16 protein-coding genes are annotated in these 16,151 nt (G+C 38.9%); 6 read left to right on the top strand and 10 right to left on the bottom strand.

Annotated features, from left to right (window positions below):
• Positions 1–60: 60 nt before the first annotated feature.
• Positions 61–708, bottom strand: coding sequence for a response regulator (locus HRJ06_RS11815; RefSeq protein WP_174733125.1), 648 nt, complete (start codon positions 706–708; stop codon positions 61–63).
• Entirely contained in the window at positions 683–2,536 is a 1,854-nt protein-coding gene (locus tag HRJ06_RS11810; protein WP_174733124.1) for a histidine kinase, read from the bottom strand. Before HRJ06_RS11810 ends, HRJ06_RS11815 begins: the two co-directional genes overlap by 26 nt.
• A 176-nt stretch (positions 2,537–2,712) precedes the next feature.
• Between HRJ06_RS11810 and HRJ06_RS11805 the strand changes: the two genes are divergently transcribed.
• Complete coding sequence (locus tag HRJ06_RS11805; protein WP_422392729.1) at positions 2,713–3,591, top strand: thermonuclease family protein; 879 nt, start codon at positions 2,713–2,715, stop codon at positions 3,589–3,591.
• A gap of 903 nt (positions 3,592–4,494) precedes the next feature.
• Here HRJ06_RS11805 and HRJ06_RS11800 read toward each other — a convergent pair.
• Positions 4,495–5,757 (bottom strand): erythromycin esterase family protein, encoded by a 1,263-nt coding sequence (locus tag HRJ06_RS11800; RefSeq protein ID WP_174733122.1) that lies wholly within the window; start codon positions 5,755–5,757, stop codon positions 4,495–4,497.
• A gap of 140 nt (positions 5,758–5,897) precedes the next feature.
• Here HRJ06_RS11800 and HRJ06_RS11795 point away from each other — a divergent pair, with 140 nt between their 5' ends.
• Together HRJ06_RS11795 and HRJ06_RS11790 are read left to right on the top strand one after the other, a co-directional pair.
• Entirely contained in the window at positions 5,898–6,083 is a 186-nt protein-coding gene (locus HRJ06_RS11795; protein ID WP_174733121.1) for a hypothetical protein, read from the top strand.
• A gap of 19 nt (positions 6,084–6,102) precedes the next feature.
• A complete protein-coding gene (locus tag HRJ06_RS11790; protein ID WP_174733120.1) occupies positions 6,103–6,369 on the top strand; it encodes a transcriptional regulator SplA domain-containing protein in 267 nt (88 codons plus the stop codon).
• A 9-nt stretch (positions 6,370–6,378) separates the two neighbouring features.
• Here the strand turns inward: HRJ06_RS11790 and HRJ06_RS11785 are convergent, their stop codons facing one another.
• The 4 genes from HRJ06_RS11785 to HRJ06_RS11770 all read right to left on the bottom strand — a co-directional run bounded on the left by HRJ06_RS11785 (position 6,379) and on the right by HRJ06_RS11770 (position 9,724).
• Complete coding sequence (locus HRJ06_RS11785; protein WP_174733119.1) at positions 6,379–6,957, bottom strand: superoxide dismutase family protein; 579 nt, start codon at positions 6,955–6,957, stop codon at positions 6,379–6,381.
• A 373-nt stretch (positions 6,958–7,330) separates the two neighbouring features.
• The gene (locus tag HRJ06_RS11780; RefSeq protein ID WP_174733118.1) at positions 7,331–8,074 is read right to left on the bottom strand and encodes a YqjF family protein; all 744 of its coding nucleotides are present in this window, start codon (positions 8,072–8,074) and stop codon (positions 7,331–7,333) included.
• A gap of 194 nt (positions 8,075–8,268) precedes the next feature.
• Positions 8,269–9,081: a metallophosphoesterase gene (locus HRJ06_RS11775; RefSeq protein WP_174733117.1), complete on the bottom strand. Its 813-nt coding sequence runs from the start codon at positions 9,079–9,081 to the stop codon at positions 8,269–8,271.
• Between the two features lie 70 nt (positions 9,082–9,151).
• Positions 9,152–9,724 carry a YkoP family protein gene (locus HRJ06_RS11770; protein WP_174733157.1) on the bottom strand — a complete coding sequence of 191 codons (573 nt, stop codon included), beginning with the start codon at positions 9,722–9,724 and terminating at the stop codon, positions 9,152–9,154.
• A gap of 146 nt (positions 9,725–9,870) precedes the next feature.
• On the opposite strand from HRJ06_RS11770, the gene HRJ06_RS11765 reads away from it, so the two are divergent.
• Both HRJ06_RS11765 and HRJ06_RS11760 read left to right on the top strand, forming a co-directional pair.
• On the top strand, positions 9,871–10,968 hold the full coding sequence (locus HRJ06_RS11765; RefSeq protein ID WP_174733116.1) for an MGDG synthase family glycosyltransferase: 1,098 nt from the start codon (positions 9,871–9,873) through the stop codon (positions 10,966–10,968).
• Positions 10,969–11,641: 673 nt separating this feature from the next.
• On the top strand, positions 11,642–12,673 hold the full coding sequence (locus HRJ06_RS11760; protein ID WP_174733115.1) for a class I SAM-dependent methyltransferase: 1,032 nt from the start codon (positions 11,642–11,644) through the stop codon (positions 12,671–12,673).
• Between the two features lie 27 nt (positions 12,674–12,700).
• Here the strand turns inward: HRJ06_RS11760 and HRJ06_RS11755 are convergent, their stop codons facing one another.
• Both HRJ06_RS11755 and HRJ06_RS11750 read right to left on the bottom strand, forming a co-directional pair.
• Entirely contained in the window at positions 12,701–12,865 is a 165-nt protein-coding gene (locus HRJ06_RS11755) for a hypothetical protein (RefSeq protein ID WP_174733114.1), read from the bottom strand.
• A 798-nt stretch (positions 12,866–13,663) separates the two neighbouring features.
• The gene (locus HRJ06_RS11750; protein ID WP_174733113.1) at positions 13,664–14,851 is read right to left on the bottom strand and encodes an MFS transporter; all 1,188 of its coding nucleotides are present in this window, start codon (positions 14,849–14,851) and stop codon (positions 13,664–13,666) included.
• Between the two features lie 324 nt (positions 14,852–15,175).
• Between HRJ06_RS11750 and HRJ06_RS11745 the strand changes: the two genes are divergently transcribed.
• Complete coding sequence (locus HRJ06_RS11745) at positions 15,176–15,340, top strand: XapX domain-containing protein (RefSeq protein ID WP_174733112.1); 165 nt, start codon at positions 15,176–15,178, stop codon at positions 15,338–15,340.
• A gap of 265 nt (positions 15,341–15,605) precedes the next feature.
• On the opposite strand, the gene HRJ06_RS23700 is transcribed toward HRJ06_RS11745, so the two are convergent.
• Positions 15,606–16,067, bottom strand: coding sequence for a 4Fe-4S dicluster domain-containing protein (locus HRJ06_RS23700; RefSeq protein ID WP_422392730.1), 462 nt, complete (start codon positions 16,065–16,067; stop codon positions 15,606–15,608).
• Positions 16,068–16,151 lie beyond the last annotated feature (84 nt).

The raw sequence follows: 16,151 nt of genomic DNA, 5'->3' as shown, positions 1-16,151 counted from the left end.
GACCCAGCAGTTAAATCCGCTGGGTCTGTTTTATTTTTTGATTTGAATTCCCAATTAGCTTTAGATACCAGGGGGAATGGGGACCAATTGATTTTGGACGGCATAGATGACCACTTGAGAGCGGCTTTTGACAGAAAGTTTTCTAAAAATTTTACTTACATGGATTTTTACCGTTTTATCGCTAATAAAGAGCCTTTCTGCAATTTCCTTATTACTTAAACCATCAACCAAACAAACTAGAACCTCTTTTTCTCTCTCTGTCAAAACAGCTTCTCTCAGATCATTCGTTTTGTGCTGATGAAAGGAGAGAAGCTTTTTTGTCATGGCTGGGTGTACCACTGATTCTCCTTTTGAAATCATCCTGATTGCATCAATAACCTGTGAAGATGGAACATCCTTTAGAAGGTAACCATCAGCGCCCTCTCTGATGGCAGACATAAAGTACTCATCATGATTGTGCATCGTTAATATAAGAATTTTTATTTCAGGGTGTGTTTTTTTTACGATCCCCGTTACCTCTACACCGTTTTTATCAGGCATATTTATATCCATCAAAATGACATCAGGTTTACATGTTTTCAGTTTAACTAATGCGTCATCTCCTGAAACAGCCTCACCTACAACAACAATATCCTCCTCTGTTTCAAGTATATTTTTAAGTCCGTCTCTCAAGACGGCATGATCATCCACTAGCATGAGCCTGATCATATAATTCTCTCCCTTCCAGTCCCATCTTTGGCACTGTCAGTACTATTTCTGTACCTATTCCTGCTTTGCTGTCAATTTGTAAAGATGCATTGATCTTTTCTGCTGCATCATTCATTTGCAGAATCCCGAAATGAGGTTGGTTCCTCGCCTTGATCATGGCTTGATAAAGGGAAAATCCCTTACCGTAATCTTTTATTTTCAACAATATCTGTTCGGCCTGATAGCTTATGAGCACATCAATACGTGAACCTCCGGAATGCTTAATACTGTTTTGAACGCTTTCCTTAAAAGTATCAAACATTATTTTTTCCACCATCGAGCTCAATTCAATCTCATTTCCTCTAATTATAAAATCAATTTCCACATTATATTCTTTCATTAGTTCTTCTATCTTGGAATAGATGGCTGCAGTTAGACCCACCTTATCTGTCGGATATGGACGCAGAGCATAAATTGAGTCTCTGACCTCCCTAAGACTATATCTAAGTTTAATTTCACTATCTTTTAAGAGCTTTAAAGCTTCAGAAGGATTTTTCAAGAACTTCTTTTCCGCTGATTCTAGATTCATAATTGCACCAGCAAGGGTTTGGGCAACTCCGTCATGAATATCACGAGCAATTCTGTTTCGTTCTTCAAGAATTATGCGTCTCTCCCGTTCCGTAAAGAGCACTCTTGTTTTGAAAATCACTGCCAGTTGATTGGATAATGTCGAAATAGAGCGAATATCATCTTTCCGAAAGCTATTTGTCCGGGACCTTGCAACGATAAACATTCCGACTGTTTCATCTTCAATAACCAACGGGGAATAGACAAAAGATGTCAAGCTATAGTGAAATAGGGGGTGAGCAGGCCCATAATCATGTATGTCTTCAAATTTGACTGGCTTGACTATCTTTTCTAGTCTATGAAATGCCTCTTCAGAAAGAGTTACACTTTCATGGACAAGCCCTTCATAAAACCTAAGCTTCCAACTATCATTTTCCTTCATCCATAACACACTTGCATCACTGCTAAAGAAATCAGCAAATTTACTTTTTAATGTATCTACCCATTCGTTAGTTGGCTGGAGGTGATTCAATTTTCTAGTAATCGAAGATAGCGTCTTAAGCCTTTGTTTCTCAATGCGTAGTCTTGATATTGTTGAACTAATGATAGCTATGCCTACCAGAGGTGAGAAGAAGAAGAAAAATGAAAAAACATCAATCTCTCCGCGGTTCGTGTTCCCGATAATATAAAATAAAATTCCATATGCCAGCGATATACCAGCACTGCTTATCTCTGTATATAACTTTTGAATCCATTTACTGATTGTGTAAGGCCGAGGGTTTAGCAGATTTACTGCATCATCGATAATATTATTGACTAAGTAAAAAATCACGAGAGTTACACAATAATGGAATATACCATATAGGACTGAACTTTGATTATTTACTTCCGCTAACGTTACTGAGGCAAGTGTAAAAGCGATTCCAAAGCTTATTAAAATTTTTCCTGGCCGAAAAAAAAGAATTCGCAGCGGTCTTTGCCGTAGAGCATTTATGAATAAAAGAACAGACCCATATGCTGCTAGCGCATAAGGTAACCCATAAAGTAAACAAAGCACATAGACAATTGGAATAGTTATCGTGGTTTGCCCTTTCCATACAGGCATAGGAAAATATTCATTTATCCCTAGAAACAAAACAAGTAAACAAAGGATTGTAGGTTCCTTAGGAAATTCTAAACTCCCTGCAGAATGGATAAAAACAAGACCGCCGGACAGCGCAACAGCCCATTGCAATACCTCAGAAAGCGTCTCTCTATTTTGTATATTGACAGCTTTAAACACGAGATCCCCCTCATTTTAGAATATTCAGTTTTTTATATTGTACACATAAATATTGGTTAAAACAACCAAAAGCCTTGGCTAACTTTTAAGATAGCTGTTCCTAGGTATCTTATTTCCCCCTAGAGAACGATTGTATGGTACGATATTTAGAGTTTTTGAAACTGAGGAGGGAAAGTTTGAACCGTTTACCATTTATTGTGTTTTTAAATCTTTTGATTGTTTTTACTACTTTAAATTCGTTTTTTATAGAAGTTCAAGCACATAGCGGCAGTAGAGACGAATTAGGAGGACATTTCAGAAATAAGGACTGCGTCTATATACTGCATGAACCAACCTCTTTAGCCCTGTCTGCTAAAACTAAACAGGACTTGCTTTTGCTAATTAAAAAACATAACCAAAGCGCTTGTTCATATAATCTAATCGAAGAGAAGATCGATTTGGACGGCACAGAACTAAGCGGGTCTTCTTATTCCATACATTCTGCTGCTGGAAATGCTTCTGCAGCTGTCCCGCCAGCTGTAACTTCTAAACCTGCCGATCTCCAGCTAGAGAATACATATAAAGCTGATCTTCATGAATGTACTGACGGTGATACAGCTTCTTTTAACATTAATGGGCAATTGTATAAAACTAGATTTCTGTACATTGATACACCTGAAAGTACGTCTCAAATGGAACCTTATGGAAAAGAAGCAAGTCAATTCACTTGTTCTTTTTTAAAAACCGGACAAATTATGATTGAAACAGACGGTCCCAGTTTGTTTGATAAATATGATCGTTTGCTGGCGTGGGTTTGGGTGGATAATAGGCTACTTCAGGAGGAAATCACTAATGCCGGACTCGTTGAAGACTTCTATGATTATGGGGATTATAAATATGAAGGCAGAATCAATCAGGCCATGGCTGAAGCAAAGTCCAGTAATAAAGGCATTTATTCCAATACCACTGCTGGTAAACAGCCTTTACCTCCAAAAACAGGCCCCTCAGAGATTCCTGTTTTCATTGGTCTCGCATTGTTAATATTTATTGCATTGTTTTATTTAAGAAAACAATAACTGGCGCGAATATAATAGTGGGAGCTGCTAGATGGTGCTGTGTAAAGTACACCACCGCTTAGCCCGTGAACTAGAAGCAGATCGAATTGGAATTTTATTTCTAAACAATAATAAAGAAACTCTCTGGCCATTTCCAGAGAGTCTCTTTATTAACAACTTAGGGGACCCAACCATTACACCGGCAAAATCTTTTTGGCTTCTAAAAAGAAATCCTTTTAGGTGAGCAAGAGCTCTATTTCTGCCAATGGTGTTTGAACCGCTGTGCTATCCAGATACGATTGCATAAGAATTGCCCCAATTCGATCAGCGGACCCATAATATTCGGTTTCTAACCGAGGACACATATCCCTGCATTATTGATGGTTACACATTTCACCAAATCCCTTTTGGGGATTTGACTTGCTTCCACTATTAACAAGTAACAAGTATTTTAGTCACAGATATCCAACCTGGAATTAAATGATGACTCCTCCCTGTCCCATAAACCAAACTTTGTATTGTTTTAGAAACAGGTTTTTGGATAAGACCTTCTGCTTTACGTACAAATCGAAATTTAATAGATAAAGCTTTTTTTCTCATCCAGTTGAATCATTCTTTATCATCAGGCTGAAAAACGACTTCAGAAATGATACTTGAAAATTGGATGGCTCCCCCTACTGGAGTTTGTAACCGTTTACAATTATTGCTAAGGAATTCCAATGTCGTTCACTGCGGAACGAACACTATGGTTGAGTCTCCTAAATTGTTAATGTTAATGTTACTTTGGTTATCCTTTACACCTAAATATTACCACAATCTCGGTAAGTATATTGCTGCAATTATGACGAATATTTGAACTTTGAGACTCCCGCTAACAGAGCCAATTAGGCCCCTATTAAGGAGCCTGATTGTAAGTTGCAGACATTAAGTATATGCGTTCGCAACAGATAAAGGGTTTAAAGCTGTCGTCTTGTCCAAATAAACAAAGGCATCATATCTTTGCGCCATTCGTGATGGAACATAATTCCCAAGCAGTTCAACCTCTGGATTGTATACGACTCCTATAGCACGGTGCCCAAAGGTATGATTGAAGACAGTGTCCTTTTTAGGGTTAAACATCAGAATTTTGTTATATGCTCCCGCTCTGTTCATTAAATCTTCCCAGCTTCCTTTAGCTGCTTTAGGAACCTCCATAATTTTTAATGGATCCCCCCATCGGCTCGATGCAATTACACTTCCATGATGGGTGCCAAACCCTACCGCAAACACCGCTTGCTGTCCGTATTTTTCCCTTAACAACTGACCTACATTTACAAGACCTTCCGCTTTCATGTCAGTAGCACGTGCATCACCAATATGTGTGTTATGTTCCCAGACGATAACTTTTGAGCTATTCCCGTAAGATTTTTTAACAGCTTCAATGGCGCTGACCATATGGGTATCTCTAATATTCCAATCATCAGGTCCGCCCTCAACCATAGCCCGGTAATATCTTTCAGCATTAAGGGTAACCATTCCGTTAACCTCTAAATTTAAAGCTGTTTCGTCCCCTAACTTGTCCAACTTGTGCTTCTTTGTACGAATTTCTGTCAAAAGGGCAATTATTTCTTCAACACAATCTTCCTCATAAAAGGCAGCAGAAATCCCATAGTTTTCAGGCCTTCTATCAAATGGTTCAAAACACTCAAATGCCTGTCTGGCCTTTTCTGCACTTCGCGGGGAAATTTTTTGCAGCTGCCTCACCATTTCCTCCATTGACTCCCATAAACTATATACATCAATCCCATAAAAGCCCACATTACCGTTTGATTGGTCGTTGTACTCTTTCAACCAGCTGATTAGGGACTCAACTTCTTTATTAGCCCACATCCACGTAGGCCAGCGGTTAAAATCCTGCAAAGCATTTGCTGCCGTTCCGTTCCTTTCGCCTTTTATAAAACGATTGATTGTAAAACAGGAAGGCCAGTCTCCTTCTACTCCTATAATAGAAAATCCCTTTTCCTTTATAAGCCTTTTGGTGATCTCTGCTCGGAAAGAATAAAATTCAGACGTTCCGTGAGAAGCTTCTCCGAGCAAGACAAATTCCGCCTCACCCGCTGCTTCCACTAATGAATTAAGGTCATCATTTGAGTTCAGTTTTATTGAATGCTTCTTTATCTCATCGATTACGAGACTCTCTTTCACCATTTCGTCTCCTCCTTTTATGTGTTACTTATTTTAACCATTACCTCTAAAGCTAGTGTGGAAAAAATTTGCTACGTAGAAATACGAGAATTAGGAAAACCTGAGGTAACAGCATGCAAATTAGTAAACTGGGGGTGATTCCAATGAAAAAGGAAAAAGAATATTTGACGCAAGCACCAGAAGAAAATGCAATATCAATTGAAACGGATGGAAGAGGACCCAATCTGAGAAATTATCCGGGTGATTCTGTTAATGAACATAAGAATCTTGAAACAGCTAATATCCTCATTACAGGTGATGAGATTCGACAGCAAAATGAAAATTTATAACAGCTAATCCAAGAAAGGAATGATAAATGTGGAAAGTGTTGATCCTAAGGATCTTAAGAACGGCGACCAGGTTTATGTTATATACCGAAACCCCCACGTCCCGTCTGTCGCGAATGTGAAAGAAGCCGAAATTGTACCACACCCAAGGGACCCTAATGCACTGGCACTATTTATTAACGAGACTTTCCATGTTATTGAAGATGACGATGCATTATTTGCTACCAAGGATTCTGCTGAGCGGGCCTATCATACGGCCTATGAAGACCAGCTTGATCAATATCACTAGGCCTACTGTCTATCTCAACTGGGTGATAACACCACAAGCCAGCCTTTTTCCTGCATCACCTGAAGGCTGAGACTCGAAATCATCTGGATTTTCATGGATAATAATGGCTTTTCCAATGCTTTCTCTTACTGAAAATTTATTGGTAAAAAACGACATTCTTGAGTATCCATTATTCGAAAATAAGACTGGAAAGTCGCCAGCATGGTTGCCATGGGGCTGATTCCTTGGATTCCAATGTCCTCCCGCATCCTGAAATGGATTATTTTGCTCACCGATATCACATGATCCATTTTCATGGATATGGAAACCATGCGGACCGACTGGTGCTTTACTTTCATTTCTTGGCCTATACTCCGGAAGACCTGTTACCTCGGCAAAAACTTCAGTTCCATGTGGAGTTTCAAATAGAATGACGGTACCGCGGATTTCAGGTGCGAGCGGGCCGCCTTTTATTTCTGCATAGGCTACAGCCCCATTCTGCTGGGTTTCCCGTGAGTAATACCTTTGACTATATGGGTAGGAGTAACTAGTTACTGGCGGTGCATAACTGCTCCGATAACCAGGATGATAGTAATGATAATAATTCATAATCGTCCTCCTTGATTAAAGTTTACAAAGCAGTTTATGTGAAAAGTAGGCAAATGTGAAAACTGGAGGGTGAAATTTTGCAAAAAAGACCAAGAGTAACAATTGTAGGAACAAATATAGATGAAGTAAAAATACAGAACGCTAACTCTGGGCTTTCATATAATCAGGCGAAACAACTACTCGCAAGAAAATGCACAAAAAATAATAGCGCAATCAACCTGCAACGTATAGACTAGAGCCAGCAAAAAGACCCGAAGCAATTCCTTTACTGTGAAAAAACTCTTCCGATCCCTGGTATTATTCTAAAATAGACGAACCGACTTTTGACCCGGCCGGGTTTAATTTCTAAAAACCCTCTTCCGTTCGTACGTCTTTAAACGTGCTCAGGGATTAATGGCCAGAAAAAAGCTCTTTTATATTTGCAATAGTGAAAAACAGGCTGGGAGGCAAAAAGATTCGAGGAAAGACCTGCACCAATGGTATTTTTCAAGACCTCTGCCTCGGCTTTCTGCAGCTCCCATTTCGTATGATGGATATCAGCCCTAAAAAGCTTGTTTCCCCTCTTAGTCCATAAACAATAGCGCTCAGTCAGAAATTCTTCCATGCTTCCCACTTCTGATAAAAAAATACTTGAACTTGGCCTATAAGATCCCTGGAATTCAAACAAGCCCTTCTTGTTGTTGCGTCCACTCTTTATTACGAGAAAATCCTTTTCGTTCTGTATTGTAAGTTCAGCATTATTATAAGGTAGTCCATAGAAAACTCGAGCTAGTCCTGCTACTACAGGATGATTTGCATCAAGAGTAAAAAAATAAACTCCTGGAACTCCCTTAAAAGTGACGTATGTTCTAAGATTTAATTCGTTAAATGAATTCATAAAAGGTATTTTAGGCAGAAATCGAACCCTCATTTCAGATACTCGAAAAGGAACAATTCCAATCCATGCGTTCCCATTAAAGGAATCAATCTCTAGTTCATGCGGTACATTATCTCTTATCGTTTTCTTTGGAATAGGCCAATGAAAAAAGGCTGTATTCTCCCATACCTGTGTCATAATCCACGGGATGCTTGGGAGAGGATGGGTACGGTGATTAGTATTCAAAAGTTCTTCATACATATTAATCAGTCCTTCAACAATAATTTCTAAGCACAGCAGGTCATAAGCTTTGATTTCCTCTGACTTTTATTCCGTTAGTATAGTTTGCCATTTCCCGCTTACCCTTATAAATTTTTACTGTTCCTTTATCCCCTAATCGGATAACAAAACAAAAAAACCGAAAGCAATTATGCTTTCGGCACCTTTTTAAAAGTTTAAGAGATTTGATGGAACGTGATTTCAGGACGGCTGCCAACTCGGATATTAACTCCAGTTTGGCCTAGTCCTTCACTGATATAAAATGGTTTACCTTGGTGATGGTGCAGCCCCTTCACCATGTTCATACTTACAAGTTTCCCCATTTTCGCAAGATGATATGGTTTAGGCCAATGGATTTGTCCACCATGGAAATGTCCTGACAACAAGTAGTCGTATTCTCTATCTTCCATTTCAAGCACTATATTCGGATCGTGGGTCAAAACAAGATTATAACCCTCAGGCAAATTACTGTACGATTTTTTAATATCACTGCGGTTCGTGCTGTAATCATCAATTCCAATTATATTAAGGTTTGCACCGTTAACTTCTAATGTTAAATGCTCATTTTGCAACGTAGTTACACCATTATCCTCAAGGGTACTCTTTAACAGATCAAAGTTTTCACCCTTCAAAACGTAATCGTGGTTTCCAAATACAGCAAACATCCCTAAACGAGGCTTTAAAGTCTGAAGAGCCTTTAGGTAAGGAATAAGCCTTGGAATACTCCGTTTGCGATCAAGAAAATCGCCTGTTAGAGCAATTAAGTCAACTGGCTTCTCGGAAACGATCTCTAAGAGTTCATCCGGGCTGACCGATATATTTTCAAGGTGTAAATCAGAAAGATGGAGTATCGTAAAATCCTGCTGAGTGAGCAATTTTTGATGGGGTAAAGCAATGGAATTAATGACAACATCTTTAGTGTTTTTATTAGCTTTATAGATTAAGAATATAAGATAAAGAATTACAATCATAAATAGTGCTTTCTCCATAAAAAATCCCCTCCCTCTATAAAGTATAGTAGGGATAGGGAAAAAGTCCTAGTGGGAGTTGCTGGCAGCTTTAGCGAACTTGTTTTTCAGGTGAATAGCGGTCAATGAGCTGCTCCTTTGACATAAGTAAATAAATTGGACGTTGCTTACTTAAATTTGTTAATGATGAATTAGAAGATGATAAAAATAAGATGGGAAGCTGGGTCAGCCACTTTACGGTTTTATACAAGCTATTCGCTGGCTCGAATGTTTCAAAACCAAGCCTTTTCACTCCCTTGTTGATCATTGTGATCCCAATCACACCTTTAATGTTCTGCTCTTTAGGATGACTCGTTATGTAGTCAGCCAGTAAGGGCATTGACTCTAATACCTGTTTAATAATGATTTTTCCTTTTGTAAGTGAGTTTTCAGTCTTCATCAATTCACTCAAAAGCCTTACATTGTGCAAATGAACTTTAACAAGCACATCATTTTTAGCTATAGATGTTCCATCTGACAGGATTATATCTCTTCCCTTATATTTTGTCAGTCTTACCCGAAAAACCGCTTTTTTCTTATTAGAAGCTTCAATATACTGAAGTCGGGTGAACCAGTAATACAAAGGATCAATAAGGTGCCAGACTGATAAAATGGACAAGCGGATTAACATTTGTGCCTTGCTCCTTTCAAAACGGTTACATGTATAGGATAATCAATCTTCGCGTTTTTAAATTGGAAATGAAAGGTTTTTAAAAATAAGAATGAAAACGCCAGCTGCCCTTCATACTAAATTAAAAAGGGTGTTTTTTGATGCAAAAGGTCCTTTTTTTGCCTTTCTTGCAAATTGCTTCGGGACATCATCAGGTTGCTGATGCATTATCCGAATACTTAACAGAAGACGGCGGAAAGTATGATATTAAAAAGGTAGACATTCTCCAGTATTCTTATGGAGCTTGTGAAAGACTGATTTCTAAAATTTACTTATCAATGATTAAAAACATTCCCTCTTTTTACAGTATTCTTTACAAAAGCAATGCTTGCCGGTCCAGGTCTCATAAAAACCTGTTATATGATTTACTTTTTCATAAAAGTATTTCTGCTCTAATTAAGGAGGAAAACCCTGATTTAATCATTTGTACACATGCTCTTCCGTCCTATCTTTTGAATCAAATGAAGCGCAAAAAAATGCTTAATGTGCCAGTAGTGAACTCCTATACTGACTTTTTCATAAACTCAGTTTGGGGAATTACCGATGTCGATTACCACTTTGTTCCAAGTGAGGAAACAAAACTATTTTTGTTAGAGCGTGGCATTAGCCAGGAAAAAATATTTGTTACAGGAATACCTGTCCATCCTAAAATTTCTACAGGAAGGCAGGAGGCCCAAAAGAAAAGCTCCTATAAAGTCATTGTGTCAGGGGGAAATCTTGGGGTTGGTCCCATTGAAAAAATGATCACACATGCTGGGAAAACGGGGCGAATCACCTACACAATATTGTGTGGACAAAACCGCACTCTTTTTGAGAAAATAACTGATCTGCAACATCCCAATATTGTAGCAGCGGATTATATTTCATGCCGAGATGAAATGAACCGGCTGTATGAAGAAGCGGATTTAATCTTAACAAAGCCAGGCGGGGTAACGATTAGTGAATGCTTGCTAAAGCAGCTGCCTATTTGCTTGCTTAAGCCTCTCCCTGGTCAGGAAGAGATGAACCAAAAGTTCCTATTGAATCAAAACCTGATTATAAACAAAGACTTTGCCATTGACTTTAATAATCTCGATGAGTCACTGCTTCTTTTCTTGGAAAGATCCTCCCCCGAAAAGGAGAAACATTTGAAGGCTGTTTCTTCTTTTATAAACTCACAATCAAACATTAGGGAACTGATGAAGAAGTTGACAGGTTAAACGCTTTACCTTTAAGTAAAGGCTCTGTTAAATTTGGCTTTCCGTTCCAGGCGCTCGTTTTCCCCGGGAAGGTCTGGAGGGCCCCCTCGGTACTAAAGCAGCATAGAGGGTCTCCCCTTTCACCGCTTATTGATTTGCAGAGTCGCAACGCACGAGGGAAAGGTCCTGTGCATATTCCGTTAGATCGCCTTCAATCGAATTATCACTGTTAAGAATTAACAATTTTAATAAGTAAAAAAGGAAATCAATGTTGTCTCAGTTTTACTGCTCCTAATTCGGGTATAAAAAAACGCAAGGCCAATAGTAAAGAGGAGGACTGGTAAGCAATGAAAGTCTTAACAGCATCTTCAAGATTCGTCATTGGCTCTGCACTAGAAGGTGGATTTGTCTATATAAAGAAAGGCACCCTTGTTCCATCTCGCTCGATATCTCGGGGGAAGCTTTAAAAAGGCAAATCTCCTTATAGGTGAGAAAAAGCACAACTCTTGGTTGTGCTTTTTCTCATTTTTGTAGGATCCATTGTCAGTCATTTACCTTAAGCAAATATGCCTGCAAATTTCTATGCATATACTGGTTGTCACAGATTAAACCTTATCTTTCTTTATTATTTTTTGAATTTTTAGATAAATAATGTATAATCACGTTAATAAGTCCGTTACAGGGAGATGATAACATGCTTGAAGTGGAAAGGAATACAATTACCGAATTTTCCGAAACTGAACTTACCCCAAGTTTTCGAATTGATTTAAGAGAATACAATGAAAAAGAATATAATAAGTTTGTAAAATTAAATACGGTTAGTGATTGGTCTCAGCTCAGTTGGTCTCAAATTGGGAAGCCCTATGAGGTGACTTCATTCGCACGGGAAAAGAAGGAGTGGGAAAAGGAGAATCAGCAGGACCTTCCTGCCCATACATCTTGGACGATGTTTAACCGGTCATTCCATGAATGGTTTGTGAAAGATGTCCCAGCCGAAATAGATCAAAAGAAGAAAGCATTTTTTAACAGCTTGACCCGGTTTAAACCAACGGAAACTAAGGCGGCTCTTGGCGATTTTGTGCGGATCCAACTGTGGAATTATGCCCACCGAGTGGAAGATGGGATATGGGATCCTCGCGGGAAAAGAGCTCTTTTTGAGGGTCTTGACGTCCAGAAGCCAAGGATATTATTTTTAGGAGCAGCCGAAGGATACGAAGCAATGCAGCTCAGTGCCATGTATCCCGGAGGTGAAACTGTTTTTGTTGATTACGACCCCTACTGTAAGGATACACGTTTTGCGGAATTCCCTGAAAGCTACCCTTTTCTTGGAGTTAACCAGTTAACTGGCGGCAAAAAGGTTTATCGGAAGTCTGATTTTGAAATTCATTACATTGTAGATGACATCCGAAATCTAACGTTTGGCCAGGAATTTGATATCATTCTAAGTGTTGGAATGCTGGAGCATTTTCCCGACAGCCATAAAGCTGAAGTAGTTGAATGGCATAGGAAATTTTTGAAGCCTGGCGGGTACATCATTATGACAACTCCTCGCGTACAGCTTAAATCAAAGCTCTACTACGAAATTATGGCTGACGTGATGAATCATACTTATCGTGAATTAATGAGTATTGAGCAGATGGGATTGTACCTCTATGATAATGGCCTTGATATCCTCAGGTCCGGCTATATTAAGGTCCATAATGGAATAGTAGCTAAAGCAAAATAAGAGGCTGCAGTATGGCAGCCTTTTATTTCAGTTTTCCCAATCAGATCTTTTGCCGGGCTCAGATTTGTTTCCTGTTTCATTCCCTGTGCTTGCAGTATAGCCTACTCGATAAGAGGAGGTCCTTTTCTTTCTCAGGCTTGGAGGCATTTTATATTGACCCTCATTGCTTTGAAATTCACCACGTTCTGACATTTTATTCACTCCCTGTTAACAGTCTGCCGGGGGTATATGGAAAGGCGAAGGAATGAGCTATCCATTTTCTTCCAATAACTTAAGGCACCTTATTGCATACTGGGCTTTTTTCTTATGGAACTGCCCGTACATGGATGCAATACCTTCCCTTGGGACTCTGACCCAAAACACCGCTGTAACTGACCAGTCCGGCTGCTAAATCCTTTGAAAGGGTGTTGGCAAGCACAAGCGAGCTCCATGAGGAACTTGCTCTAGCCCTGCATTCGCTCGCCAGGGGGGTAGGCGGCAGTTAACTCGATGTTCTTATAACAGTTTTTCCAATTCTTCAATTTCTGGCTTCGCATTTTTAACTACATCCTCAATCAAAGTACGAGGATCTACATCTCCAGTATAATTAACTAAAGTTTGAAACTCAGCTACAAAGTAACCCTTGCAAGTTCAGCAAAATCCTATAAACCCCATAATGGGGCGACTCCTCCTCCTGAATCAAGCTAAAACAAACATTCTTATTATCTGTCAAAAAAAAAAGATTATGATAAAAAAAGCAAAGACGACCGTTTAGAAACGAAGCAAACTGGAGGCTCCGACAAAGAAGCGTCCTTTGCTTCTGAAGGAGGAGTTGAAGTTTGCCGAGTTTCTGGGAGGCGGAGCTGGACAACGAAAAGCAAAGACGACCGTTTAGATACGAGCAAACTGGAGGCTCCGACAAAGAAGCGGCTTGTCCATCCTGACTTTATATTTTAAAATTGACACGTAAAAGAGCATAGCCTATCAAACCTAGCTTTAACGAATTTTTTATTATTTGATAGTCATACCGAGAGAACTAGCCTCTGCCTCTCGTGATTCCATTTTCAGAAGCCATAATGTGGATAATACTCCTAGAAATGCTAAGAAAGCGAAAAATAAATAAACAGCATAAATATTGATCTCTTCAAAGATGATGCCGCCAACAAACGTACTGAACCAGTTACCAAGACCATTCCCGATTGCAGAGTATAGCGTAATAGCGGTTGCCGTCATTTTAATAGGCGTTATATCCCTAATATACTGAAGTCCAGCAGGGATAAAAAGACCTAAAGAAAAACCTTGGATAACTGCTGATCCATAAATCAATGCAATACTAGGCTCTGTGAAATAAAACAGCCACCGTAACAGGGATACTACACCGGCAATTGCAGCAACTTGCAAAAGACCAAGGCGCCGTATCCAGGCCCCAGCAACACGCATAAAAGGCACCTCAGAAAGAACAGCTATAAGAAAAGCAATTCCTATACCCGTATATGTACCCCCTCTATCTTCAACAAACAATCCAAAATAAACATTATTAGCTAGATTTGGGCCAAATATCAAAAATGTTATAACAAGAAAAACAAGAAATTTCTTAATACGTAAAATCTCCTTTATTCCCGATAACAGCTGTGCCTTTTCTACAGCCAATTCTTGCGGAAGCCAGAATGCCAAAAGGGAGGCTAAAGTTAATGTTATAAAGAACCCATAGAAAATAACGGATGGATTCTGCTCTGACAGCCTTCCCATAATAAACACTGCCATTCCAAATCCGAGCGAACCAAAAAGTCTGATGTTGCCATAATTCACACCTACCCTGCTAGTATATCTTAGTGAAATACTGTCTGACAGCGGGATAATAGCACTTTGAAAAATAGCAACAAGAATTGCTATTGCAATAAACCAATAATAATCACCAAAAAACAAAAAGCCCAGGCCAAATATCCCTGTTAAAAATGTTGCGAGCGTAAGCAGTTTTTTTGGTGAATTGGTGACATCTGCCAATATTCCCCATATTGGCTGAAAAAAAATCATTATTATAGGACTTATTGACATTACAACGCCAATTTGATAGCCGTTTAGATTCTCAACATCGCTTAAATAAACACTTAATAGAGGGAACAAACCACCGAATCCAAAAAATGCAAATAGGTAAAATCCCTGAAGCCCGATAATACGTTTTCTTTCAAGCTGTTCCATCTAAAGAACCTCCGACCGTATTTTTCCTGAATTCCTATTTTAACATTATTTAAACACAGAGGATTAATCTTTAAAAATTAATTCCCATGAAAGTAGTTGAATCATGATTAAAAATTAAGCACGTATACCAATAGTAGCCGACTCGAATACTACTCCAATAAAAAACTCCTTTATTAGGTTGATGCTTTCATGCTAAAATAAATATCTGCTTCAGGTCGTCTGACGTCTGTTGACCTGGCCAGCTGTGTAGAGGGAATAAAAAAGAATACATAGGACACAAATATAGTGTCACCCAATTAATTTAAAGGCGGTGTACTTGTACTTATGAGAGAGTTAATTCTAGCAGTAATTGCTGGTTTAATGGTCGGCATATTGTTTAAATTTTTCAGACTGCCTCTTCCAGCTCCACCTGTGTTAGCTGGTGTTTTAGGTATTGTCGGCGTGTATCTAGGCGGGGTAGTTGGGGACTGGATTTTAAGTAAATTTTAAAACGAAGACTTCAGGATTTATCAACTATATCCTTCTAAAAGCTATTTTTTAAATAACCTATGCATCTTTTAATAGATGATCTCTGATTATACAGGGGTCATCTTTTTATCCCTAATCTAAGAAATGGTTTGATTAGACCACACAACGTATAGGATTTCCCAATAATAATCAATCTTTCTGGAATATAAAAAACACCCATCCAAATTAATTGAATAGGCGTTATTATGATGACGCACCTGTAAAATGTTTTCTCTTGCAAACAAACTTAAGGCAAAGTTATAAAAATCCCTTTATCTTCTGATATACAGTGAGCTACACAAATCCCACACCCATTACATAGATTCTCACTGATAACTGGTTTACCCTTTTGAAAAACCAAAGCCCCTTCGATGGGACAAGATTGCTCACAATAATCACATATTACACCTTTAAGGGCAATACAACTGTTGTTGTTGATCCTTGCATGACCAATAGCATAATTGAATTTAAGCCCTATTTTGCTCAAGGCTTCTGTTGGACAAACGTCCCTACATTTTCCACAATACGTACAAGGAGACAAGTTCGGTTCCAGAAAGGGTGTGTTCATCAGTTTTGTCCCATTGCTACTTGTAAATAAGGAAATACTTTTTTCCGGACAAGCCTCCACACAAGAATTGCATCTTGTACAGGATGTTAGAAACTCCAATTCATCTAAAGCACCTGGGGGCCTAAAAAAGTTCCTTTCCATCTGGAGCTGAGGGGCGATAAGATTTCCTAGAAATCCAACAGCTGCACTCAAATTCAAAGAGAGGTACGCTCTGCGGGTAAGCTC

This window comes from Mesobacillus harenae, assembly GCF_013343715.1.
Classification (GTDB): Bacteria; Bacillota; Bacilli; order Bacillales; family Cytobacillaceae; genus Mesobacillus_A; species Mesobacillus_A harenae.
Note: the sequence above shows the minus strand (reverse complement) of the source record. Positions and strands in the feature narration are given on the sequence as shown.